This window comes from Streptomyces albiflavescens, from assembly GCF_014645835.1.
Classification (GTDB): Bacteria; Actinomycetota; Actinomycetes; order Streptomycetales; family Streptomycetaceae; genus Streptomyces; species Streptomyces albiflavescens.
This window is the reverse complement of the sequence record NZ_BMMM01000025.1, coordinates 130,654-153,505: the sequence shown is the minus strand read 5'-3', so window position 1 is coordinate 153,505 and position 22,852 is coordinate 130,654. Positions and strand designations below refer to the sequence as shown.

Annotated in this window: 19 protein-coding genes and 1 pseudogene; 16 read left to right on the top strand and 4 right to left on the bottom strand. The window is 71.0% G+C overall.

Annotation, left to right across the window (positions count from 1 at the left end; genetic code table 11):
- From IEY95_RS43620 to IEY95_RS43590, 7 genes are all read left to right on the top strand, one after another.
- A partial coding sequence (locus tag IEY95_RS43620) for a condensation domain-containing protein (RefSeq protein WP_189191825.1) occupies positions 1-3,397 on the top strand: 3,397 nt, incomplete at its 5' end.
- A complete protein-coding gene (locus tag IEY95_RS43615; RefSeq protein WP_189191824.1) occupies positions 3,394-3,621 on the top strand; it encodes an MbtH family protein in 228 nt (75 codons plus the stop codon). The genes IEY95_RS43620 and IEY95_RS43615, both read left to right, overlap by 4 nt.
- A complete protein-coding gene (locus IEY95_RS43610; RefSeq protein ID WP_189191823.1) occupies positions 3,622-4,908 on the top strand; it encodes a cation:proton antiporter in 1,287 nt (428 codons plus the stop codon). It begins immediately after the preceding gene.
- Positions 4,909-4,998: 90 nt separating this feature from the next.
- Positions 4,999-6,501: a tryptophan 7-halogenase gene (locus IEY95_RS43605; RefSeq protein ID WP_373294668.1), complete on the top strand. Its 1,503-nt coding sequence runs from the start codon at positions 4,999-5,001 to the stop codon at positions 6,499-6,501.
- 14 nt (positions 6,502-6,515) lie between these two features.
- Complete coding sequence (locus IEY95_RS43600) at positions 6,516-7,688, top strand: cytochrome P450 (protein WP_189191821.1); 1,173 nt, start codon at positions 6,516-6,518, stop codon at positions 7,686-7,688.
- A 24-nt stretch (positions 7,689-7,712) separates the two neighbouring features.
- Entirely contained in the window at positions 7,713-8,915 is a 1,203-nt protein-coding gene (locus IEY95_RS43595; RefSeq protein WP_189191820.1) for a cytochrome P450, read from the top strand.
- A gap of 19 nt (positions 8,916-8,934) precedes the next feature.
- The gene (locus tag IEY95_RS43590; RefSeq protein WP_189191819.1) at positions 8,935-9,159 is read left to right on the top strand and encodes a ferredoxin; all 225 of its coding nucleotides are present in this window, start codon (positions 8,935-8,937) and stop codon (positions 9,157-9,159) included.
- Positions 9,160-9,270: 111 nt separating this feature from the next.
- On the opposite strand, the gene IEY95_RS43585 is transcribed toward IEY95_RS43590, so the two are convergent.
- Together IEY95_RS43585 and hppD are read right to left on the bottom strand one after the other, a co-directional pair.
- Positions 9,271-10,449, bottom strand: a complete 1,179-nt coding sequence (locus tag IEY95_RS43585) for an alpha-hydroxy acid oxidase (protein ID WP_189191818.1) — start codon at positions 10,447-10,449, stop codon at positions 9,271-9,273.
- Positions 10,436-11,530: a 4-hydroxyphenylpyruvate dioxygenase gene (gene hppD, locus IEY95_RS43580; RefSeq protein WP_189191817.1), complete on the bottom strand. Its 1,095-nt coding sequence runs from the start codon at positions 11,528-11,530 to the stop codon at positions 10,436-10,438. The genes IEY95_RS43585 and hppD overlap by 14 nt, the downstream gene beginning before the upstream one ends.
- A 232-nt stretch (positions 11,531-11,762) precedes the next feature.
- Here hppD and IEY95_RS43575 point away from each other — a divergent pair, with 232 nt between their 5' ends.
- From IEY95_RS43575 to IEY95_RS43545, 7 genes are all read left to right on the top strand, one after another.
- Positions 11,763-13,124, top strand: coding sequence for an aminotransferase-like domain-containing protein (locus IEY95_RS43575; RefSeq protein WP_189191816.1), 1,362 nt, complete (start codon positions 11,763-11,765; stop codon positions 13,122-13,124).
- The gene (locus IEY95_RS43570; protein WP_189191815.1) at positions 13,121-14,236 is read left to right on the top strand and encodes a prephenate dehydrogenase; all 1,116 of its coding nucleotides are present in this window, start codon (positions 13,121-13,123) and stop codon (positions 14,234-14,236) included. Before IEY95_RS43575 ends, IEY95_RS43570 begins: the two co-directional genes overlap by 4 nt.
- An 83-nt stretch (positions 14,237-14,319) precedes the next feature.
- On the top strand, positions 14,320-14,892 hold the full coding sequence (locus IEY95_RS43565) for a hypothetical protein (protein WP_189191814.1): 573 nt from the start codon (positions 14,320-14,322) through the stop codon (positions 14,890-14,892).
- A 12-nt stretch (positions 14,893-14,904) separates the two neighbouring features.
- Positions 14,905-16,314 (top strand): peptidoglycan-binding domain-containing protein, encoded by a 1,410-nt coding sequence (locus tag IEY95_RS43560; RefSeq protein WP_229703766.1) that lies wholly within the window; start codon positions 14,905-14,907, stop codon positions 16,312-16,314.
- Positions 16,311-17,078 (top strand): ABC transporter ATP-binding protein, encoded by a 768-nt coding sequence (locus tag IEY95_RS43555; protein ID WP_308429411.1) that lies wholly within the window; start codon positions 16,311-16,313, stop codon positions 17,076-17,078. The genes IEY95_RS43560 and IEY95_RS43555 overlap by 4 nt, the downstream gene beginning before the upstream one ends.
- Positions 17,079-17,134: 56 nt before the next feature.
- Positions 17,135-18,307 carry an ABC transporter permease gene (locus tag IEY95_RS43550; protein ID WP_189191840.1) on the top strand — a complete coding sequence of 391 codons (1,173 nt, stop codon included), beginning with the start codon at positions 17,135-17,137 and terminating at the stop codon, positions 18,305-18,307.
- A 171-nt stretch (positions 18,308-18,478) separates the two neighbouring features.
- Complete coding sequence (locus IEY95_RS43545; protein WP_189191813.1) at positions 18,479-18,994, top strand: PPOX class F420-dependent oxidoreductase; 516 nt, start codon at positions 18,479-18,481, stop codon at positions 18,992-18,994.
- A gap of 436 nt (positions 18,995-19,430) precedes the next feature.
- On the opposite strand, the gene IEY95_RS43540 is transcribed toward IEY95_RS43545, so the two are convergent.
- Positions 19,431-20,645, bottom strand: coding sequence for a magnesium and cobalt transport protein CorA (locus tag IEY95_RS43540; RefSeq protein ID WP_189191812.1), 1,215 nt, complete (start codon positions 20,643-20,645; stop codon positions 19,431-19,433).
- A 146-nt stretch (positions 20,646-20,791) separates the two neighbouring features.
- On the opposite strand from IEY95_RS43540, the gene IEY95_RS43535 reads away from it, so the two are divergent.
- Positions 20,792-21,934, top strand: coding sequence for a winged helix DNA-binding domain-containing protein (locus IEY95_RS43535; protein ID WP_189191811.1), 1,143 nt, complete (start codon positions 20,792-20,794; stop codon positions 21,932-21,934).
- A gap of 3 nt (positions 21,935-21,937) precedes the next feature.
- Here IEY95_RS43535 and IEY95_RS43530 read toward each other — a convergent pair whose 3' ends face one another.
- Positions 21,938-22,585: a LysE family translocator gene (locus IEY95_RS43530; RefSeq protein WP_189191810.1), complete on the bottom strand. Its 648-nt coding sequence runs from the start codon at positions 22,583-22,585 to the stop codon at positions 21,938-21,940.
- A 65-nt stretch (positions 22,586-22,650) separates the two neighbouring features.
- Here IEY95_RS43530 and IEY95_RS43525 point away from each other — a divergent pair.
- Positions 22,651-22,743: pseudogene (locus IEY95_RS43525) on the top strand (LysR family transcriptional regulator); the annotation flags it as partial.
- Positions 22,744-22,852 lie beyond the last annotated feature (109 nt).

Sequence of the window (22,852 nt, the reverse complement as noted above, 5' to 3'; positions counted from 1 at the left end):
GGAGGCGTGCCCGGGTGTGGCCGTGCGGCACTTGTATGGGCCGACGGAGACGACGTTGTGTGCGACGTGGCATGTCCTGGCCCCTGGTGATGCGGCGGCTTCTGTCCTGCCTATCGGGCGCCCGCTGTCTCACCGCAGGGTCTTTGTGCTGGACGCGTTCTTGCAGCCGGTCCCGCCTGGCACGGTGGGTGAACTGTATGTATCCGGTGCCGGGCTGGCTGCCGGTTACTGGGACCGTCCGGCGCTGACCGCTGAGCGTTTTGTGGCGTGCCCGTTTGCTGCGGGGGAGCGGATGTACCGCACCGGGGACCTGGTCCGTGCCACCGCCACCGGTGAGTTGCTGTTCGTCGGCCGCGCGGACGCGCAGGTGAAGGTGCGGGGTTTCCGGGTTGAGCTGGGTGAGGTCGAGGCGGTGCTGTCCGCGCATCCGGCCGTGTCCCAGGCGGTGGTGGTCGCCCGCGACGACGTTCCGGGTGAGCGCCGCCTCGTCGGCTACGTCGTGCCCGAGGACCCGCAGGCCACCATGGACCCCAACCAGGTGCGCGCGGACATCGCGCGGCGACTGCCCGACTACATGGTGCCCACCGCCGTGCTCGCCCTGGCCGCGCTCCCGCTCACCCGCAACGGCAAGGTCGACCGCAACGCGCTGCCGGCCCCCGATCTCACTGACCGCGTCTCGGGCCGCAAACCGCAGACCGCGGCTGAGGCCACCCTGTGCGGCCTCTTCGCCGAGATCCTCGGCCTGGAGAGGGTGGGGCGCGACGACAACTTCTTCGACCTGGGCGGGGACTCGGGTCTGGCGATGCGGCTCGCCGGACGGGTGCGCGAGGAATTCGGCGTCGAACTCGCCCTCCGGCAGTTCTTCGGCTCGCCCACGCCGGTCGGAGTGGCGCGCCTCCTCGCCACGAAGGCACGTCCGCTGCTGCGGGCCGTCGACCACCGTGACGGCGTACCCGTCTCCGCGGGTCAGTTCCGTACCTGGCTGATGTCCCAGCTCGACGACACCGCGCAGGCTCACCGCGTCCCTGTGGCGCTGCGCCTCGACGGCGAGCTGGATCACGCGGCGCTCCGGGCGGCCCTGGGCGATGTCGCCGCACGGCACGAGATCCTGCGCACCACCTTCCAGAGCGCCCGCGGCGGCGACATGCGGCAGTACGTCCGGGACGTATCCCAGGCCCGCCCCGAACCGGCCGTGGTGCCCGCGGCCGAGGCGGACCTCGCCGACCTCCTGGTCGCGCATGCGGGGCACGAGTTCGACCTCGCCCGTGAGACGCCGTGGACGCAGACCCTGTTCACCCTGCCGGACGGCGCACACGTGCTGCTTCTGGTGGTGCACCGGATCGCGGCCGACACCGCGTCCGTGGACGTCCTCGTCCGCGACCTGGCGACCGCGTACGGGGCTCGCCGCGAGGGCCGGGTGCCCGAACGGGCACCGCTGCCCGTGCAGTTCGCCGACTACGCCTTCTGGGAGCGCGAACTGCTCCGGGGCGAGCGGCAGCCCGACAGCCTCGTCAACGACCAGCTCACCTACTGGAAGGACACCCTGGCGGGGACGGACGGCGCACTCGTGCTGCCCACCGATCGACCGAGGCCGGCGCCCCTGGAGTCCGGCCGGCCCGAGACCGTCCGGCAGGCCGGGACCGTACCGCTGCGGCTCGACGCCGATGTGCACGCCCGCCTCGCCGACCTGACCGAGGACGAGGCGACGACGACGTTCATGGTGGTACAGACGGCTCTCGTGATGCTGCTCGCCCGCCTGGGCGCCGGCACCGACATCACGGTCGGCGCCCTCGTCCCGCGCCGCGACGAGCCCGGCCTGGAGGGGCTGGTGGGCCCGCTCGCCGGACCGCTGGCGCTGCGCACGGACGCGTCGGGCGACCCGACGTTCGGTGAGCTGCTCGACCGGGTACGGGCGGTGAACCAGGAAGCGCACGAGCATCGCGACGTGCCTTTCGAGCGCGTCGTGGACGCACTGGAGCTGTCGCCCTCGCCCGGGCGTCACCCCGTGTTCCAGGTGCTGCTGGAGGTGGAGGACAGCGTCGGCGAAGCCTGGGACCCCTGGGAACTGCCGGGTCTGCGCACGGCCCGGGTCGACCTCCCCGCCCGGACCACCGAACTCGATCTCTCGCTCAGCCTCGTCGAACGGTACGAACCCGACGGTGACCTCGGAGGCCTCGACGGAAAACTCCGCTACGCGGTCGACCTGTTCGACGAGCGGACCGCTCAGGCCCTCGCGCACCGCCTGGTCCGCGTCATCGAGCAGGTGACGGCCGATCCGGACCTGCGCCTGGACGCCGTCGACGTGCTGCTCGGCACGAACGAGCACAGCCGGCTCGTGGACGGCGCGGACGGTGCCCTGGTCCTCGACGACCGGCTGCGCCCGGTGCCGGAAGGCGTCGTGGGCGACCTGTATCTGACGGACGCGACAGCGGCCCGGGACGCGGGCGAGGATCTCGTGGCCCGCCCCTTCGGGCCGCCCGGCACCCGCATGGTCCGCACCGGGGACCGGGCGAAGCGCACCGCCGAGGGCCTGGTCACGGTGCGGGACGAGGCCCGGGACCGCAGCGGGGAGGGCCGGATCGCCCGGCGCCCGGGCCGGCACCGCGGCGACCTCGGCGTGCTGCTGCCCCTGCGTCCCGAGGGCAGCCGTCCGCCGCTGTTCTGCGTACATCCCGGCATGGGACTGAGCTGGGGCTACGCCGCTCTCCTGGCCCACCTTCCGCAGGACCAGCCGGTGTACGGAGTGCAGGCACGTGGGCTCGCCCGGCCGGAACCGCTGCCCGCGAGCATCGAGGAGATGGCGGCCGACTACGCGGAGCAGATCCGCACCGTGCAGCCGGCCGGACCGTACCGTCTCCTGGGCTGGTCCATCGGCGGCGTCATAGCTCAGGCCGTCGCCACCCGCCTGCAGGATCTGGGCGAGGACGTGGAGTTGCTCGCCCTGCTCGACGCCTACCCCGACGGCGACTCGGCCAAGTCGAAGTTCCGCGGCGAGGAGGAAGGGACGCAGGACGGCTACGCGGTGCTGCGCGACCGGGGTGGCCTGCCCGACCTCTACCGTTCCACCGGCATGAGCGACCAGGTCCTGGCGAACCTGGAGAAGGTGCTGCACAACATGTCGGGCTTCGCCCCCGACCACACGCCGCGCCTCTTCCAGGGGAACCTGCTCCTCTTCGTCGCGACCGCCGACCGGCCCGACGACGCTCCGGCGGCCGACGCGGCCCAGAGCTGGCGGCCCTACATCGAGGGCGACATCGAAACGCACGAAGTCCCCGTCGGCCACTACGACATGCTGCGGCCCGAGCCGTTGTCGGGCATCGCACGCGTGGTCGCGCGGCGGCTGGAGCAGCCGCGCGGGACGACATCAGAGAAGGCACGCGAAAGGACTGAGCGATGACCAACCCGTTCGACAACGAAGAAGCAACCTTCCTCGTCCTCGTCAACGACGAGGGCCAGTACTCGCTGTGGCCCGCCTTCGCCGAGATCCCCGAGGGCTGGACCACCGAGCACGGCGAAGCCACCCGGCAGGAATGCCTCGCGTTCATCGACGAGCACTGGACGGACATGCGTCCCACGAGTCTCGTCACGGAGATGAGCCGCGGCGACACGGCGGCAACCTAGATGGACACCGAAGCCCTGGTGACCGTCGCCATCGGCGACGTCGCCGTCATCGTCGTCGTCTCGCGGCTCCTCGGGGCGGCAGCGCGGAAAGTGGGGCAGCCGGCCGTCATCGGTCAGATCCTCGCCGGAATTGCCCTCGGCCCCACCCTGCTCGGCCGCCTCCCCGGCAATCCGACCGGACATCTCTTCCCCCACGAGGTCCTCCCGTTCCTGACCGTCCTGTCACAGATCGCCATCGTGATCTTCATGTTCGTTGTGGGATACGAGACCGACTGGCGGCAGCTGCGGCAGGGCGGCAGGGCGGCGGCGGCCGTGGCACTGTGCGCCGCCCTGGTCCCCGCGGGAATGGGCGCCGGAGCGGCCGGCCTGTTCCACGGCGCCTTCACGGCGGTGCAACCGCACCAGTCGGACGGCAGAGCGTTCTGGATGTTCATGGCCGTGGCGACCTCCGTCACCGCGCTGCCCGTCCTCGCGGCCATCGTCCGCGAGCGCGGGTACGCGGGCAGCCCCGCGGGCACCGTGGCCACGGCCGCCGCCGGAATCATGGACGTCGCGGCCTGGCTGGTCCTGGCCGCCGCGCTCGCCGGCGCCGGACACGCGTCAGCGCGCCCGTGGACGATGACCCTGCTCCTGATCGCCCTGTTCGCGGCGGCCCTGGCCCTGGTGGTGCGGCCCGTGCTCACCCGGTGGCTCGAACGGTCCCCGGTCGCCCAGGGCAGCCAGCTCACCATCGCGCTGGGCCTCGCCCTGAGCAGCGCCTGGGTGACCGCCGAACTGGGCCTGCACCCGGTGTTCGGCGGCCTGCTCGCGGGGCTCACGATGCCCCGCGCAGGCGGCGTGCCGGACGCCGACGTACTGCGCCCCATGGAGCAGACCGCCGAACTGCTGTTGCCCCTGTTCTTCGTGACGACGGGGCTGTCGTTCAACGTCGGCTCCCTCGACGGCGACGGCGGTGTCCTGCTGGCGTTGATCCTCACCGTGGCGGTCCTGGGCAAGCTGCTCCCGGGGTACGCGGCGGCACGGTTCAGCGGCATGGACACCCACCAGTCGGCTGTCGTGGCGGCCCTGGTGAATACCCGGGGGCTGACCGAACTCATCGTCCTGAACGTCGCCCTGGACGCCGGGCTCATCGGGCAGGAACTCTTCACCGTGCTGGTGCTCATGGCACTGATCACCACGCTCATGACCGGCCCCCTGCTCTCACTGATAGAGCGCGGAAAGAATCGGCGGAAAGCTCCGCAGGATGCGGAGAATGCCGTTCCTGTCATGCCTGATGGACAGCGTTGACTCTCAACGGGTCCAATTCCAGACTCGATTGAGAAATAGGCATGAGCAAGCGCAACGAAGAACAAGAGCTGATGAACAGGGAAGGGAGGGGTGACCTTGCCGAATTCCGAAGAATTCGACGTGGTGGTCGTCGGTGGAGGGCCCGCCGGTTCGACCCTGGCCGCATTGGTGGCCATGCAGGAACGGCGAGTCCTGGTTCTGGAGAAGGAATTCTTCCCCCGCCACCAGATCGGTGAGTCCCTGCTGCCGTCGACCGTTCACGGCGTGTGCCGGCTGACCGGTGTGGCGGACGAACTCGCCAAGGCGGGCTTCCCGCGCAAGCGCGGCGGCACCTTCAGGTGGGGAGCGAGCCCGGACCCCTGGACCTTCGCGTTCTCGGTCTCCCCGCGCATGACGGGACCGACCTCGTTCGCCTATCAGGTCGAGCGGTCCAAGTTCGACAAGATCCTGCTCGACCACGCCGGCCGGGTCGGTGCCGAGGTCCGCGAGGGATGCGCCGTCTCCGATGTCATCGCCGACGAGGAACGGGTACGCGGCGTGCGGTACACCGACGCCGACGGCGTCGAGCGCGAGGCCCACGCCACGTACGTCGTGGACGCCTCCGGCAACATGAGCCGCCTGCACGGGAAGGTGGGCGGCCGGCGCGAGTACTCGGAGTTCTTCCGCAGCCTGGCCCTGTACGGCTACTTCGAGGGCGGCAAGCGGCTCCCCGAACCCAACTCGGGCAACATCCTGTCGGTGGCGTTCGAAAGCGGCTGGTTCTGGTACATCCCGCTCAGCGACACCCTGACGAGTGTCGGCGCGGTGGTACGGCGGGAGCTCGCCGACAAGATCCAGGGCGACCAGGAGAAGGCGCTCATGTCCCTCGTCGCCGAGTGCCCCCTGATCGCGGAGCACCTCGCGGACGCCAAGCGCGTCACCGAGGGGCCGTACGGAAAACTGCGGGTCCGCAAGGACTACTCGTACCACCAGACGACGTTCTGGCGCCCCGGCCTGGTCCTCGTCGGTGACGCGGCGTGCTTCGTCGACCCGGTGTTCTCCTCCGGCGTCCACCTGGCGACGTACAGCGCGCTCCTCGCGGCCCGCTCGATCAACAGCGCCCTCGCCGGACTGGTCGACGAGGAAAAGGCGCTGGGCGAGTTCGAGGCCCGCTACCGGCGCGAGTTCGGCGTCTTCTACGAGTTCCTCCTGTCGTTCTACGACATGCACCACGACGAGGACTCCTACTTCTGGCAGGCCAAGAAGGTCACTCGTACCAACCGTCCCGAACTCCAGTCGTTCGTCGAACTCATCGGCGGCGTCTCCTCCGGCGAGCGGGCCCTCACCGACGCCGAGGTCCTCGCCAAGCGCTTCGGCGCGGAGTCCGAGGAGTTCGCCGAGGCGGTCGACGAACTTGCACGCAGCGAGGACGAGAGCATGGTGCCGCTGTTCCGCTCCTCCGTCGTGCGCGAGGTGATGCGGGAGGGCGGCCAGGTCCAGATGCGCGCACTGCTCGGCGAGGACGCCGAACGCGAGACCCCGCTGTTCGACGGAGGCCTGGTGGCGTCCCCCGACGGCATGTTCTGGCTTCCGTTCGCCCCCGAAGGCGACTAGAAGGAGACCCCCGCATGGCCCGGCCGTCCGACCTGTCGATGCACAACCGCCGCGACCGCCTCGACCCGCTGCCCGAGCTCGGCGCGCTCAGCGCCCGGGCGCCCCTGTTCGAGGCCGACCTCACCGACGGCCCCACCCCCTCCATGGGATGGCTCGTCACCGGCCCCGAGGAGGTACGGGCCGTTCTGGGCGACACGGAGCGCTTCAGCACCGCCCCGCCGGCCGACGGCTCGCGCCCCGTGCAACCGGGCAACCTCATCCAGTACGACCCGCCCGACCACACCCGGCTGCGGCAGCTGCTCACCCCGGAGTTCACCGTTCGCCGGATGAGCCGGCTGCGTCCCGCGGTCGACGCCGTCGTCGCGGACTGCCTGGACACCCTGGAGAAGGCCGGGCAGTCCGCCGACTTCATGCGGTACGTCGCCTGGCCCCTGCCCGGCCTGGTCATGAGCGAGCTGTTCGGTGTTCCCCGCGACGACCGGGCGGAGCTCGCGCGCGTCCTCAAGGTCAGCCGGCCCGCCTTCCGCGGCCGTCAGGTGCAGATGACCGCGGGGGCCGCGTATCTCTCGTACGTCGACCAGCTCGTCACCCGCAAGCGCCGCGACCCCGGCGACGACCTCCTCGGCCGCCTGGTGCGGGACCACGGCGACGACATCAGTCACGAGGAGCTGGTCGGCCTCACCGCGTTCGTCATCGGCTCCGGCGTCGAGAACATGGCCAGCATGCTGGGCCTCGGCATCCTCGCGCTCCTCGAGAACCCCACCCAGCTCGCGCAGTTGAGGCAGTGCCCCCATCTGATCGACCAGGCGGTCGAGGAACTCATCCGCTACCTCTCGATCATTCCGACCGCCTCACCGCGCACCGCTCGTGAGGACGTGCCGCTCGGCGGCCGGGTGATCAAGGCCGGCGACCGGGTGGCCTGCTCACTGTTCGCCGCCAACCGTGTCCGGCCGCCCGGCACACCGCCGGACCGCCTCGACATCTCCCGCGAGCCGGCCGCCCACGTGGGGCTCGGCCACGGCATCCACTACTGCATCGGCGCCTCGCTCGTCCGGATGGAGCTGACCAGCGCCTATCTGGCGGTGCTGGACCGCTTCCCCGAACTGCGCTGCGCCGTACCGCCCGAAGAGATCCGCTTCCGCCCGCAGGCGCCGTACGGCGTGGAGACACTACCCGTCGCCTGGTAGCCGCAGAGGAGATCAGGGGGAGCCATGCCGTCCTCGACCGACACCGCCGTACCCGTCCACACCCGCCGCGACCGCTTCGACCCCGCAGGAGAGCTGCGCCTGATGGCCGGGGGCGAGCCGGTCACGAGGATCGACGGCGGCCCCCAGGCGGGCGACGTACCCGTCTGGCTGGTCACCGGCTACGCCGAGGTGCGCCAGGTTCTGGGCGACCACCGCCGCTTCTCCACCCGGCGCCGCTTCGGCGCCCGCACCGCCCCCGACGGCCCCCGGCCCGACGAGCTGGTCGGGCAGCTACTGGACTACGACCCGCCCGAGCACACGCGCCTGAGGCAGTTCCTCACACCCGAGTTCACCCTGCGGAGGATGCGCCGCCTCGAACCCGGCATCACCGCCCTCGTCACCGAGCACCTCGACGCCATGGAGCGCTCGGGACCGCCGGCCGACCTGATGGCGGCGTACGCCTCGCCCGTGCCCGGCGCGGCGCTGTGCCAGTTCATCGGAGTGCCCCGCGACGACCGCGCCGACTTCCTGCGCCGCTGTCACGCGTTCCTCGCCGCCGGCCGGGGACGCCGGCGGCGGGCGGCGGCCGGCGAGCTGCTGTCCCGATACATCGCCGCGCTGGTGGCGCGCCGACGCGAGGACCCGGACGACGGCTTCCTGGGCATGCTGGCGCGCGACCACGGCGACCGGATCACCGACGCCGAACTGCGGGGCGTGTGCGTCCTGCTGGTCCTCGCGGGACTCGACAACGTCTCGGGCATGCTCGGCCTGGGCACCCTGCTGCTCCTCGGCCATCCCGGCCAGCTCGCCCTCATGCGCGACGATCCCGCGGCGGTGGACGGCGCGGTCGACGAACTGCTGCGCTACCTGACGGTGCCGCACGCACCGACCCCCCGCACCGCGCTCGAAGACGTCGAGGTGGGAGGCCGGCTGATCCGGGCCGGGGAACACGTCGTCTGCTCCCTCCCGATGGCCAACCGCGACGGCGCGCTGCTCGCCGAGCCCGACCGTTTCGACATCACACGCGAGCCCGCCGCGCACGTCGCCTTCGGGCACGGCGTCCACCACTGTCTGGGCGCGACGATGGCCCGCATGGAGCTGCGGATCGCTTTTCCGGCGCTGCTGCGGCGCTTCCCGGGCCTCCGCCTCGCCGTACCCGAGTCCGAAGTCCCCTTCCGCGTCCACGCGCTCGCCCACGGCGTGGACCGGCTGCCCGTCACCTGGTGAACGTGTGAAGGAGAAGCCGATGAGCTGGGAGATACACGTCGACCGCGCGAGGTGCGCGGGCTCGGGGCTGTGCCTGGCACAGGTCCCGGCCGTCTTCGACCAGTCGGAGGACGATGGCAAGGTTCTGCTCAACACCCCTGCACCTGAGCCCGCGTTGGCTGCCGCCGTGCGGACGGCGGCAGGCCGCTGCCCGTCCGGGGCGATCACGCTGCACGAGACCGGCCCGGACGCCGGAGGGGTGTAGCCACGTACGCGGCTCCCGTACGCGAATCCCGTGCACGGGAGCCGTGGTCACGTTCCCGGACCGCGTGGACACGTACGCGGTCCAGGCGGTCGGGCAGCCGGGGTGGGGCGGTCACGAATGCGGCCTGCGGGCATCGCTCACCGCGGGAGCCCGCAGCGTACGGAGTCTCCGCGCGTCCGCGACATCCGCGCAGCCCGCGAGCCCCAGGGCGTCGCCGAACTCCTCGGCCAGCAGGTCGAGCACCCGCCGCGCCCCGGCTTCCCCGGCGGCCGCGAGTCCCCAGACCGGGGGGCGCCCCACCAGTACCCCGTTCGCACCCAGGGCCAGCGCCTTGAGTATGTCCGTGCCGCCGCGGAGACCGCCGTCCACCAGGACCTCGCACGCCCCGTCGACCGCCTCGGCCACCGCGGGCAGCGCGTCGATGCCGGGCAGCGCGCCGTCGAGCTGCCGCCCCCCGTGGTTCGACACCACGACGGCGTCGACGCCGAGCCGGGCGGCCCGCACGGCGTCCTCGGGCGCGAGCAGACCCTTGAGGATCAGCGGCAGCCGGGTGGCGGCACGCAGCTCCTCCACACAACTCCAGGTCACCGCGGGCGAGAACGCCTCGGCGGTGTGGGCGGCCACCGCCGAGCCGTCGGCGGACGGCAGGTGGGCGACCGAGGTGGCGCCGCCGTCGAGGTGAGCGGCGCGCACCCGGCCGGGCAGCGTGAAGCGATTACGTGCGTCCCGGAGCCGCCGGCCCATCCACGGCACGTCGACGGTGAGCATCAGCGCCTGACAGCCCGCGTCCTCGGCCCGGCGCGCGAGGTCCAGGGTGCGGCCCCGCTCGCGCAGCCAGTACAGCTGGAACCACACGGTGCCACCGGCCGCCGTGACCTCCTCGACCGGGACGCTGCTCAGGGTGCCGACCGTGAACGGCACCCCCGCCGCCCGCGCGGCCCGGGCGGATGCGGACTCGCCCTCGGGATGCACCAGCCGCTGGTACGCGACCGGGGCGACCGCCACCGGTGTCCGTACCGGCCGGCCGAGCAGCGTCGTGGCCGTGTCGCACGCCGAGACGTCCCTGAGCACCCGGGAGGCGACGAAGACCCGGTCGAACGCCTCCCGGTTCGCCGCGAGCGTGTGCTCACGGCCGCTCCCGCCCGCCACGAAGTCCCACACATCGGCGGGCAGCACGGCGGCCGCGGCCCGTTCCACATCACCGAGATCCCGCAGCTCGTGCGGTTCGACGGTGCCCGGTGGCTCACCCGGGTCCGTGCTCGGCCGGCCACCGGGGTCAGCGCGCCGCATGCTGCCCCGTCCGCTCCAGTTCCACGGCCTCGTACAGCGCCTTGATGTTGGAGCTGCCGAACGTCCGCGCGCCCTGGCGCTCGATGACCTCGTAGAAGATCGTGCCGCGCGGGTGGGCGGAGGCGGTGAAGATCTGGAACAGCTGACCGCCGTGGTCCTCGTCGACGAGGAGGTTGGTCGCCCGCAGGTCGTCCAGCTCGTGGGTCCGCAGCCCGATCCGCTCGTCGAGCAGGTTGTAGTACGTCGCCGGGGTCTTCAGGAAGCCGACACCGCGTGAGTCCAGGGTCCGCACCGAACGCACGGCGTCCTTGCTGGAGAACGCGAGATGCTGGACGCCTGGCCCGTGGTGGCTCTTCAGGAACTCGTCTATCTGCCCGGGCTGTGCCTGCGCGTCCGGCTGGATCAGGGTCAGCGTCACCGCGCCGGTCGGGCTCTGCACGACCGTCGAGTCCATCGCCTGCGCGCCGACGACGATGTGCTCCTGGAAGATCTCCCGGAACCCGAGGGCTTCCTGGTAGAACAGGGCAGCCGAGTCGAGGTCACCGGCGTTCAGGCACACCGCGACGTGATCGATGTCGAGCAGGCCCACATCACTGGTGCGCGCCTCCCGCGAGCCGAGCGCGGGCACGAAGCCGGCCGGCAGCCCGGGACCCTCGCCGGGTGCGCGCTCCACCAGGGTGTGCACGACGTCGCCGAAGCCCGAGACGGCCGCTGTGACGGCCGGGCCCTCGCCCACGTGTCGCGTCGGCTGCCGTACGGGACGGGCGCCGCCCGCCACCGCGGCGCCGAAGACCCCGGACACGTCGGCGGTGCGCAGGGCGATGTCGGCGACACCGTCGCCGTGGGTGCTGACGTACGTGGCGGCGGGATGCTGCTGAGAGGTCGGTGCGGTGAGGACCAGGGTCATCCGGCCCTGGCGCAGCGCGATGCTCCGGTGCTCGGCGGAGCCGCCGGTGCCGGCGACTGTGAAGGCGTACTTGTCGACCCAGGCGAACGCCGCCGCCTCCAGGTCGCCGACGTACATCTCGACGTAGTCGATCGCGAGGTCATTGACTGCTGCCGCTGCGGGTAAAACCGTCATCAGATTCCTCGAGTGTGGTGAAGAATGCGAATTCAGCCCGCGAACCGCCCAACCGGCATAGGGAATTCCCCTTCGAGGAATCACCTCGACTGCCCGGCCGTGGATCCGAATTCACGGAACGGCCCGATGGTACGGCTGACCGAGAGGGAGCCGCACCTGTCCAGGCATTGCCCTCCATCCATAGTCCGTAGACCCTGATGACGCAGGAAGTTCCCGGCCAAGGAGTCGTTCGATGGAAATTCTTCAATCGGAAATCGTCCATGCCGAGTTGCGAGCGGCCACCCTGCACGCCTCGCTCACCGATGTGTCCATGGAATCGATGAACTTCCTCAATCAGGTCGCCGACACCTATCCGGACGCGATCTCGTTCGCGGCGGGCCGGCCCTACGAGGGCTTCTACGACGTGGCCCGCCTCCACGCGTATCTGCGGACGTTCTGCGACCATCTGCGCGACGAGCGGCACATGAGCGAGACGGAGGTGGCCCGTGCCCTGTTCCAGTACGGCGCCACGAAGGGAATCATCACCGACCTGGTGGCGCGCGGGCTGGCCGTGGACGAGGGCATCGAGGCCGACCCCGCCGGTGTGGTCGTCACCGTCGGCTGCCAGGAGGCGATGTTCCTGGTCCTGCGCGCTCTGCGTGCCGACGACAGTGACGCGCTGCTCGCCCCCATCCCTGCCTATGTCGGCCTGACCGGCGCCGCGTTGCTCGCCGACATGCCCGTTCTGCCGGTCCGCACCGGCGACACCGGCATCGATCTCGACGACCTGGTGGTGCAGCTGCGCCGGGCCCGCGCCGAAGGGCGCCGGGTGCGCGCCTGTTATGTCACTCCCGACTTCGCCAACCCGGCCGGCGTCAGCCTTCCCCTGGCCGACCGGCAGCGGCTCCTCGACATCGCGGCGACCGAGGACCTGCTCCTGCTGGAGGACAACGCCTACGGTCTGCTGACCGACGCGGCCGGCCGGCCGCCGACACTGAAGGCACTCGACCAGCGCCAACAGGTCGTCTACCTGGGCTCGTTCGCCAAGACGGCCATGCCCGGCGCGCGCGTCGGCTACGTGGTGGCGGACCAGCGGGTGACCGGCGTGAACGGTGAGACCTCCCTGCTCGCCGATGAGTTGGCCAAGCTGAAAAGCATGCTCACCGTCAACACTGCTCCGATCGCACAGGCGGTGATCGGCGGCAAACTGCTCGACCACGGGTGCAGCCTCGTCGCGGCCAACCGGCGGGAGACGGAGGTCTACCAGCGCAATCTGCGCCAGGTGCTCGACGGTCTCACCCGTCGGCTCGGACACCGGCACGACATCACCTGGAACGCGCCGACCGGCGGGTTCTTCATCGTGCTCAGCCTGCCGTTCACGGTGGACGACGACCTTCTCGCCCATGCCGCACGCCGCTACGGCGTGCTGTTCACGCCCATGCACCATTTCTACGGGGCGTCCGGCGGGTTTCGCCAACTTCGCTTGTCCATCAGTACGTTGACGCCCGACCGAATCGAGGAGGGTTTGGACCGCCTCGCCGCGCTGCTGGACGAGCGGCTGAACGCAAGGAACGGGGCCGGGAACGGCGAGCCGCTGTCGGGAGGCACCTCGTGACCCTCCGTACGCTGGCCGTCGTCGGCACTGGTCTCATCGGTACGTCGGTGGCGCTCGCCGCGAGCCGGCGCGGGGTGACCGTCCACCTCCTGGACCGGGACGAGTCTGCCGCCCGCACCGCCGCAGCCCTGGGCGCCGGATTGCCCGGCTCCCCGCCGCATCCCGTGGACCTGGCCGTCATCGCCGTCCCGCCCAGCGCGGCCGCCCCTGTCCTCGCCGAGGCCCAGGCCCGGCGGCTCGCCCTGAGCTACACCGATGTGGCGAGCGTGAAGGCGCCCGCCCAGCGGGAGATCCTGGCCGGCGTCCCCGACCCTCGCCGCTACATCGGCGGCCATCCGCTGGCGGGCCGCGAGCGGTCAGGACCGCTCGCGGCCCGCGCGGACCTGTTCCGCGGCCGTGCCTGGGTACTGACCCCGACCCGCCTCACCTCCAAGACCGCCTTCGACCGTGCCCTCGACCTGATCGCACTGTGCGACGCCGAGCCACGGGTGATGCGGGCCCGCGCGCACGACGACGCGGTGGCGCTGACCTCCCACGCCCCGCATCTGGTGGCCAGTCTGATGGCGGCACGCCTGAGCGAAGGCCCTCCGGAGGCGCCACACCTCGCCGGTCAGGGACTGCGCGACGTCACCCGTATCGCCCGCGGTGACTCGCGCCTGTGGAGCGACATCATCGAGTCCAACGCCGGTGCCGTCGCCGACATCCTCACCCGGCTCCAGGAGGATCTCGGTGCCGTCCTGGCCGCGCTCAAGGACCTGGCGGAGCCGGACCTGATCCGCGGCCCCGAGGCGATGGCAAAGAGCAGGAACATCCTCGTGGACCTCCTGGAGCGAGGCATCACGGGAGTGGAGGAACTGGACGCGGGCCCGGGGCGGCGGGAAACGGTCGCGCCGGGGCGGGACATGGCGCCGGCCGGTCTCGACGAGGGAACAGGGGGAGGGGACATGGCGCCGGCTGGTCTCGACGAGGGAACAGGGGGAGGGGACATGGCGCCGGCTGGTCTCGACGAGGGAACAGAGGGGCCGGACACGGGCCCAGGCGGTCAGGCCAGGGCAACGGCGCGACCTGGCACCCGTCCCGGCCGGTGCGCACCTCGCGAGCCTGCCCGATGACCGCGCCGCCGCGTGACGGTGTCGCCGTGGGACGGCACCGCTGTGCCCGCCCTGTGACCGGCGCCCGCGTAGAACTTGGCCCCATGTTCTTCACACACAAACGCAGGATTGCCCAGACTCTCTCCGTGGGCTCGGTCTTTCTCACCGGAGCCCTCTTACTCAGCGGGTGTTCCAGCGACGACTCGGGGTCGTCGAAGACCGACCCGCAGGCAGCGGCCGCGACCGCTTCGCCCACCAGCCCGTTCGACCAGGCGCTGGCGTTCTCCCAGTGCATGCGCAAGAACGGGGTGGCCGGATTCCCCGATCCGCAGCAGCAGGCGAACGGCGGCATCGCGCTCTCGCCGGGCGGTGACGTCGACCCGAACTCCGAGGCGTTCAAGTCCGCGATGGAGTCCTGCCGCGACAAGATGCCGCAGGGCCAGCTCGGCGGTGGCGGGAGCGGGGGAGGAGAACCGCTGGACTCCGGGAAGGTCGCCGCCTGGGCGAAGTGCATGCGCAAGAACGGACTGCCCAACCTCCCCGACCCGACGATCAACGGCGGGTCCATGTCGATCGACTTCAGCAGCAGCGGCATCGACCCGGGGGGCGAGGACTGGAACAAGGCCCGGCTGGCCTGCCAGTCGAAGTGGCCCGGCGGCGCTCTGACGGGTAGCTAGGAGGGCGGGCCGATGACAGCACCGGACGAGATCCGAGAGAGGGCCCAGGACGAGGAGACCGATGAGTCACCCACAGCGGGCGACCCATCCGGCGAGACATCCAGGGCACTGCAACTGCACATGGCGGGCGAGGTGTCCCGGCGTGGCGCGCGGGACCTCGACTCCGTCGACCAGCGCAGGCTCGACACCCGGGGCGAGAACAGCTCCGTCGCGTCGAGAGAGAGCCGCCCCGAGACCGCCGTGGACGGCGGCGCCGAGGGCGGGGGCGACGGCACCGGGACCACGCCCGCTCCGGTGAGCCGTCGCAGGCGTCGCCCCCTGCGTACGTCGCTCATCGTGGTCATCGCGATCGCGGTGGCCGCCGCGGCGGGCGCCGCCACCACCGGTGTCTTCGGGGGCGACGGCAGCGACGTGGCGAACGCGTCGGCGTCGACGCCGCCCCGGACGGCCAAGGTGCAGCGGACCACGCTGACCCGCACCGAGACCGTCGACGGGAACCTCGGCTTCGGCGACGCCTCGACCGTGCAGGCCCCGGCCGCGGCAGGTCCCGGCGCCGGGACCGTTACCTGGGTGCCGACGGCCGGCGACATCGTCAAGCGGGGCGGCGCCGTGTACAAGGTCAACGAGCAGAAGGTCCCCCTGCTCTACGGCTCGGTTCCGTTCTACCGCACCATGAAGGACGGCACGGAGGGCACGGATGTCGCGACGCTGGAGAAGAACCTCGCCGCGCTCGGCTACGACGGCTTCGTCGTCGACGACGCCTACGACGCGTCGACTGCCGCGGCTGTACGGGAGTGGCAGGAGGACCTGGGCCGCGAGAAGACCGGCACCGTACGGCCGTCGGACGCGGTGGTGGCCTCCGGTGCCCGGCGTATCGCCGAGGTGAAGGCCGTCACCGGGGCCCCGCCGAGCGGGCCCGTCGTGACCTGGACCGGAACCGAGCGGATCGTCAGCGTCGCCCTCGACGTGCAGTACGAGGACATCGTGGCGAAGGGCGCCAAGGCCACGGTCACCCTGCCGGACAACACCACGGTGAACGCCGAGGTGACGGACGTCGGTTCGCCGACCACGCCGCAGTCCGGAGACTCCCAGGGCGCCGCCGGAGGTTCGGCGGGCCAGGGCGGCTCGAGCAGCAAGAAGGCGACCCTGCCCGTCGAGCTGAAGGTCGACGACCAGAAGGGACTCGGCCGCTACCAGGCCGCCGCGGTCAAGATCTCCCTGAAGGCGCAGACCCGCGAGAACGTGCTTGCCGTGCCCATCAACGCACTGGTGGCGCAGCGCGGAGGCGGCTACGCCGTACAGGCCGTGGAGTCGGACGGCGTACACGCCAAGCCGGTCAAGGTCGGCATGTTCGCGGACAGCATGGTCGAGGTGTCGGGCCCCGGCATCACTACGGGCACGGTCGTGGGGGTCCCCAAGTGACCGGTTCGCCCCGCCCCGTGGTCGAACTCCACGGGGTCTCCAAGACGTACGGAGACGTGGCCGCGCTCAAGAGCGCCGATCTCGTGATCCGGCGCGGCGAACTGCTCGCCGTCGTCGGTCCCTCGGGCTCGGGCAAGTCCACGATGCTCAACATCATGGGCACGCTCGACCGACCCACCGCGGGCACCGTACGCATCGACGGGTACGACATCGACCGCCTCAGCGACCGCGAGCTGTCCGCGCTGCGGGCCGGGACGATCGGCTTCGTCTTCCAGCAGTTCCACCTCGCCCCCGGTGTCCCGGCGCTCGACAGCGTCGCCAACGGCCTCCTCTACAGCGGCAGGCCGCGCGGTGAGCGGCGCAGGCTCGCGGAGAGCGCCCTGCGCCGGGTCGGCCTCGGTCACCGTCTCGGCCACGAGCCGCACCAGTTGTCGGGCGGTGAGAAGCAGCGGGTGGCCATCGCCCGCGCGGTGCTCGGCGACCCGCCGCTGCTGCTCGCCGATGAGCCGACAGGCGCCCTCGACTCACGGTCGGGAGCGGTCGTCATCGAGCTCCTGCATGACCTGCAACGGGCCGGCACCACGGTCGTCGTCATCACCCACGACCGGGACATCGCCGGTTCCCTGCCGCGCGAGGTACGCATCAAGGACGGCCACATCGAACACGACTCGGGCATCGTCGACGGCCTCGACAGCATCGACCGCCGCGGCGGCACGCCGGGCGCGCTGCCCCTCGCCCCGCTTCCCGAGGAGGCCGTGCGGTGAACGCGACGAAGGAGCTGACACACGCCGCCGCGCCGCCGCGCCCGAAGCCGGCCCGGATGGGGCCGGCCGACGTCGTGCGGGTCGGCGGCTCCGGGCTGCGGTCGCGTCCCATGCGGGTCTTCCTGTCGGCGCTCGGCATCGCCATAGGTATCGCGGCGATGGTCGGCGTGGTCGGCATCTCCTCGTCCAGCACCGCTGACCTCAGCCGCCGGCTTGCGGCCCTCGGCACCAATCTGCTCACCGTGTCACCGGGTCAGTCGTTCTCCGGCGCGGCAGCCCACCTGCCCGACGCGTCCCTCCAGATGATCAGCAACATCGAGGGCGTCGAGTCGGTCTCCGCCGTGGGCAGGACCGATGCCAAGGTCTACCGCAACGACCACATCCCGAAGGAGGAGACGGGCGGCCTCAACGTGTACGCGGCCCGCACAGACCTGCCGAAGACCGCGGGCGCGGAGATCACCGAAGGCCGTTGGCTGAACGCCGCCAACGCGCGCTACCCGGCCGTGGTGCTCGGCCCCAAGGCCGCCCAGCAGCTCGGTGTCTTCCAGGCGGGACCGGACACGAAGGTGTGGCTGGGAGGCCGGTGGTTCACGGTCATCGGCATCCTCGCGCCCAACGAGCTCGTACCCGAGCTGGACTCCGCCGCCCTGGTCGGCTGGCCCGCGGCGGAGCGGGAACTGGACTTCGACGGCTACCCGACGACGGTGTACACCCGCTCCGAGGAGTCGAAGGTCACCGACGTGCAGGCGGTCCTCGGCGCCACCGCGAACCCCGAGAACCCGAGCGAGGCCAATGTCTCGCGGCCCTCGGACGCGCTTGCCGCCAAGGAGGCCACGGACAGCGCTCTGAGCGGGCTGCTCCTCGGTCTCGGCGCGGTCGCGCTGCTCGTCGGCGGTGTGGGGGTGGCCAACACCATGGTCATCTCGGTCCTCGAACGCCGGTCCGAGATAGGACTGCGCCGGGCGCTCGGCGCGACGCGCGGTCAGATCCGTACGCAATTCCTGTGCGAGGCGCTGCTGTTGTCCGCGCTGGGCGGCCTCGGCGGCGTCCTGCTGGGCATCGCCGTCACTGGCGGCTACGCCGCGTACCAGGGCTGGCCCTCGGTGGTGCCGGTGTGGGCGATGGCGGGCGGCATCGGTGCCACGCTGGTCATCGGTGGCCTGGCCGGTTTCTATCCCGCAGTACGGGCTGCCAGGCTGCCTCCCACGGAGGCCCTGTCCACCACCTGACCGCACCGAGACCGCGGTGTCCTCGTCGTGCTCCATCCCCCGCGGGCGACGACGAGGGCACCGCTTCGTCATGTGCGGACCGAGCTGAACCGCCGTACGCAGCACGGAAGTTGGCCTTGCCCCAGCTGCCGTACATGGTTGGACAGGCACTCGGCCCCCTATTCTCCAGTTATGGCTGAGGTATTAGGGAAAAGCGACGAAAGCGCCCTGTTCGAGCTGCTCCAGGAGCAGCGCATCGGCACGCTCGTCACGCTGAAGCGCGACGGCCGTCCCCAGCTCTCCAACGTCGGGTATGCGTACGACCCCGAGGCCCGGATCATCCGCCTCATGGTCACGTACAGCCGCGCCAAGACCCGTAATCTGCGCCGTGACCCGCGGGCGAGCTTCTTCGTCAGCGACAGCGCCGGGTTCTCCTACATGGTCGCCGAGGGAGACGCCGAACTGACGCCGGTCACGACCGACGAGCACGACGCGATCGCCGACGAACTGGTGCAGGTCTTCCGCGGGTTCCAGGGCGAGCACCCCGACTGGGAGGGATTCCGTGCCGCGATGGTGCGCGAGCGCCGTCTGGTGATCCGGCTGCACGTCGCGAAGGCCTACGGGGCGGCCGGGAAGCGTCTCAGCGGCGGTGGCGGCGGACCGGCACAGAAGGGCGAGGGCCCTCTGGTCCGCCATCTGAGCCACTGAACGCACCGGAGCATCCCAGCAGTGACGCGGAGTCAGGTTCCGGTACCGCATCCGGTCCGTGACATGGAGGTAGTCGGCCGGCTCGTAGCGGGTCCGGGCGATCTGACGGCGCAGCACCGCGTTCTCATGCCGGAGCGCCAACACTTCCGCATCGTTGGCCACGCGGCTGCGCAGCACGGCAGCGGGCACCGTGATCTGATTCCGGACCAGCACGGAGACGACCGACAGCGACATCCGCCGATCGTCGCAAGCCGGCCGAGGGCGCGTCCCCAGGATCAGCAAACGTGCAGGCCACAGTCCCGAATCGGGTTTTCGAGCGGCGCAGGCCGGTAGTGGTCCGAGGCGGGGCACTACCTGGCCACTGGCCCTTTCCGGCTCGATGTTTGCTTGGTGCGAGAGAAAAGCATGAAGTGCTGTTGATCGAGGTGTGAGAAGGCTACAGCCAGTCTCGCCGCTTGAAAATCACGTACAAACTGACGCAAACCACCCCCATCAAGCCGATCGCAAAGGGATACCCGAAGGTCCAACTCAACTCAGGCATGTGCTCAAAATTCATGCCATAAATAGTTCCCACGAGTGTGGGAGCAAAGAGAATTGCGGCCCAGCTCGAAATCTTCTTGATCTCCTCGTTCTGCTCGAAGCCCGCCTCCGCCAACGCGCGCATCTCGGCGTTCTGTTGCTGGGTCACCAGTGTCGCGTTGACGGTGAGGATGTCGGTGAGGGCCTGGCGGAAGCCGTCGACGCGTTCGCTGGTGTGGGTGACGTGGTCGGCGACGTCGCGGAGGTAGCGCTGGAGTTCCTCGTCGGTGCCGTATTTGGCGAAACCGGCCATCAGGCCGTGCAGCATGCCGACCAAGGGGCGGGTGGCGCGCTGGAACTCGACCATCTCCCGGGAGAGTTCGTAGATGCGACGGGAGACCTTGGGGTCACCGCGGAAGACTTCGGTCTCGATCTCGTCGATGTCGTTCTGGACGCCGGAGACCACGGGGACGTAGCCGTCGACGACGGCGTCGAGGATCGCGTAGAGAACGGCCTCCGGGCCGAGCTTCAGCAGCTCAGGGGTGTCCTCCATGCGACGGCGCACCGCCGAGAGGTCCGGCGCCGCGCCGTGCCGGACCGTGATCACGAAGTCGGGTCCCACGAACACGTGCAGCTCGCCGAAGTCGACCTCCTCGGCCGCGTCCAGATAGCGCGCGGCGCTCAGGACGACGAAGAGCGTGTCGCCGTAGCGCTCCAGCTTCGGGCGCTGGTGCGCCTCCATCGCGTCCTCGACGGCGAGCGGGTGCAGGTCGAACTCGGCGGCCAGCGAGAGGAGTTCGGCCTCCGTCGGACGGGCCAGACCGATCCACGCCACTCCGGCCGGCTGTTCGCGCAGCTGGCGGAAGGTGTCGGAGAGGGAGGAAGGGGTCGAGACGCGTACCCCGTCGCGGTACAGAGCCGCCTGTACGACGCTGGCGACATCGGTGGATTCCGGTTCCGGTGCGTCGGGGCGGGGCGAGGGGGGCTGCGCGGGCGGCGCGGCCGGGGGATTCAGGGCGCGTCGCCAGACGGACTTCCTGGCGTCCTTCGCGCTCCCCGTTTCCTTGGCGTTCCCCGTGCTCTTCGCATGGCCCGTGTTCTTCGAGGCTGAGCGGGCGCGTCGCTCGGACATCGCGGCTGCCTCCCATCTCGAACGTACGTCTGCGTGATCACGGAGCAGGATATACGGGGCAAACGACCTGAGCGGGCCCAGTCGCCTCGGGATCCGGTGAGAGTTGCGGACAGAAGGTGTCCGCAAGCGGCGCTAGCGTGCGGAGCATGACGAAGACGACCAGGACGGCCGCGACCGCCGGGACGACCGCGAAGACCACGGCCCTCGGCTCCGTACTCGGCACCCGTGCCCTCAACCGCGCGACCCTCGACCGTCAGCTCCTGCTGCGCCGCTCGCCGCTGTCCGCCAAGGCCGCCGTCGAGCACCTGCTCGGCCTCCAGGCGCAGAACGTCAAGCCGCCGTACTACGCCCTCGCCGCCCGTCTCGACGGCTTCACGCCCCAGGCGCTGTCGCAGCTCATGGCCGACCGGGAGGTCGTCCGCATCGTCACCATGCGCTCCACCATCCACACGCACACCGCCGACGACGCCCTCACCCTGCGCCCGCTCGTGCAGGCCGCCCGCGACCGGGAGCTGGGCACTTTCCGCAACGGGCTGACCGGCGTCGACCTGGACCGGCTCGCCGCGATCAGCCGTGAGCTGGTGGAGGCCGAGCCGCGCACCATGAAACAGCTGCGCCAGGCACTGCTCGCCGAGTGGCCGGACGCCGACCCGTTCGCACTCTCGGTCGCCGCCCGCTGCCGGCTGCCGCTCGTCCAGGTCACCCCGCGCGGCCTGTGGGGGCGCAGCGGCCAGGTCGCGCTCACCACCGCCGAGCACTGGCTGGGCCGCCCCGCCGAGCCGGCGCCCGCGCCCGACGCGACCGTCCTGCGCTATCTCGCCGCCTTCGGACCCGCCTCCGTCAAGGACATGCAGACCTGGGCGGGGCTGACCCGGCTGCGCGAGGCCTTCGAGCGGCTCCGGCCCCAGCTGATGACCTTCCGTGACGAGAACGGTGTCGAGCTCTTCGACCTCCCTGACGCGCCCCGCCCGGACGTGGACACCCCGGCCCCGCCGCGCTTCCTGCCCGAGTTCGACAACCTGCTGCTGTCCCACGCCGACCGCTCCCGGGTGGTGCCGGCCGACCTCAAGGGGCGCACCTGGCAGGGCAACCAGGCGTACTGCACCCTGCTCGTCGACGGTTTCCTCGCGGGCATATGGCGGCAGGAGGGCGAGATCCTCACCATCGAGCCGTTCGGCAAGCTCACCAGGACCCAGCGGGACGAGGTCGTTCAGGAGGCCGAGCGGATGCTCACGGTGATGGCGGGCTCGTCGTCGTACGACATCCGCTTCGGCGCCATCTCCGGGTAGAGCTCAGTCCGCGCGCCCCGTCACCGCCACCGTCAGCCCCAGCCCGATCATCGTGAAGCCGCCCGCGCCGCCGATCAGCGACAGACGCCGGTCGGAGCGCGCGAACCAGGCGCGGGCCGCGGACGCGGTCAGCCCCCACAGGGTGTCCGTGACCAGGCCGATGGAGATCGGGACCAGGCCCAACAGGAGCATCTGGAGGGGGAGTCGACCGGCGGAGTGGTCGACGAACTGGGGGAGCACCGCGGCGAAGAAGACGACGCCTTTGGGATTGGTGACGCCGACGAGGGCGCCGTCCAGGACGGTACGGAGATCGCCGCGGGCCGGCGCCGCGGAATCCGCCCGGATCGAGGCGGCCTTCATCTCCTTGCGGTGCCGGAAGGCCTGCACACCGAGGAAGACGAGATACGCCGCACCGGCCAGCTTCACCGCCAGGTAGACCGTCACCGACCGCTCGACCAGCGAACCTATTCCGAACGCGACCGCAACGACCAGCAGGTACGAGCCGACGACATTGCCGAGCGCGGTCGCCACGGCGGTGCGGCGGCCATGCGCGAGCGCCCGCCCGATGACGAACAGCACGCTCGGGCCCGGGATCACGATCACGAGCAGTGACATCGCCGCGAAGGCGAGGAAACGGTCGGTGGACACCATGTCCATCACCTCCCACAACGGCCCATTGAAACAGTAGGTCCGCAAGGCGCTCTACAGTCCATGCCATGGAATTGCGGCAGCTCAGCTACTTCGTGACGGTCGCCGAGGAGCTGCACTTCGGCCGGGCGGCAGAACGGCTGCACATCGTGCGGTCGGCCGGAGCGTGCAGGTGTGGATCCACGAGGTGCCGGCGGACAGTTGGGGAGGCGCGGGGAAGCTGACCGCCGACAAGTAGGGGGGAGTGGGGGAGTGGATAGGGGGCGTTGG

Excerpts from the sequence above, each read along its gene's own strand:
- IEY95_RS43615 (WP_189191824.1), top strand. The coding sequence starts at position 3,394 with ATGACCAACCCGTTCGACAACGAAGAAGCAACCTTCCTCGTCCTCGTC.
- IEY95_RS43610 (WP_189191823.1), top strand. The coding sequence starts at position 3,622 with ATGGACACCGAAGCCCTGGTGACCGTCGCCATCGGCGACGTCGCCGTC.
- IEY95_RS43600 (WP_189191821.1), top strand. The coding sequence starts at position 6,516 with ATGGCCCGGCCGTCCGACCTGTCGATGCACAACCGCCGCGACCGCCTC.
- IEY95_RS43595 (WP_189191820.1), top strand. The coding sequence starts at position 7,713 with ATGCCGTCCTCGACCGACACCGCCGTACCCGTCCACACCCGCCGCGAC.
- IEY95_RS43590 (WP_189191819.1), top strand. The coding sequence starts at position 8,935 with ATGAGCTGGGAGATACACGTCGACCGCGCGAGGTGCGCGGGCTCGGGG.
- IEY95_RS43585 (WP_189191818.1), bottom strand. The coding sequence starts at position 10,449 with ATGCGGCGCGCTGACCCCGGTGGCCGGCCGAGCACGGACCCGGGTGAG.
- hppD (WP_189191817.1), bottom strand. The coding sequence starts at position 11,530 with ATGACGGTTTTACCCGCAGCGGCAGCAGTCAATGACCTCGCGATCGAC.
- IEY95_RS43575 (WP_189191816.1), top strand. The coding sequence starts at position 11,763 with ATGGAAATTCTTCAATCGGAAATCGTCCATGCCGAGTTGCGAGCGGCC.
- IEY95_RS43565 (WP_189191814.1), top strand. The coding sequence starts at position 14,320 with ATGTTCTTCACACACAAACGCAGGATTGCCCAGACTCTCTCCGTGGGC.
- IEY95_RS43560 (WP_229703766.1), top strand. The coding sequence starts at position 14,905 with ATGACAGCACCGGACGAGATCCGAGAGAGGGCCCAGGACGAGGAGACC.
- IEY95_RS43550 (WP_189191840.1), top strand. The coding sequence starts at position 17,135 with ATGGGGCCGGCCGACGTCGTGCGGGTCGGCGGCTCCGGGCTGCGGTCG.
- IEY95_RS43545 (WP_189191813.1), top strand. The coding sequence starts at position 18,479 with ATGGCTGAGGTATTAGGGAAAAGCGACGAAAGCGCCCTGTTCGAGCTG.
- IEY95_RS43540 (WP_189191812.1), bottom strand. The coding sequence starts at position 20,645 with ATGTCCGAGCGACGCGCCCGCTCAGCCTCGAAGAACACGGGCCATGCG.
- IEY95_RS43535 (WP_189191811.1), top strand. The coding sequence starts at position 20,792 with ATGACGAAGACGACCAGGACGGCCGCGACCGCCGGGACGACCGCGAAG.
- IEY95_RS43530 (WP_189191810.1), bottom strand. The coding sequence starts at position 22,585 with ATGGTGTCCACCGACCGTTTCCTCGCCTTCGCGGCGATGTCACTGCTC.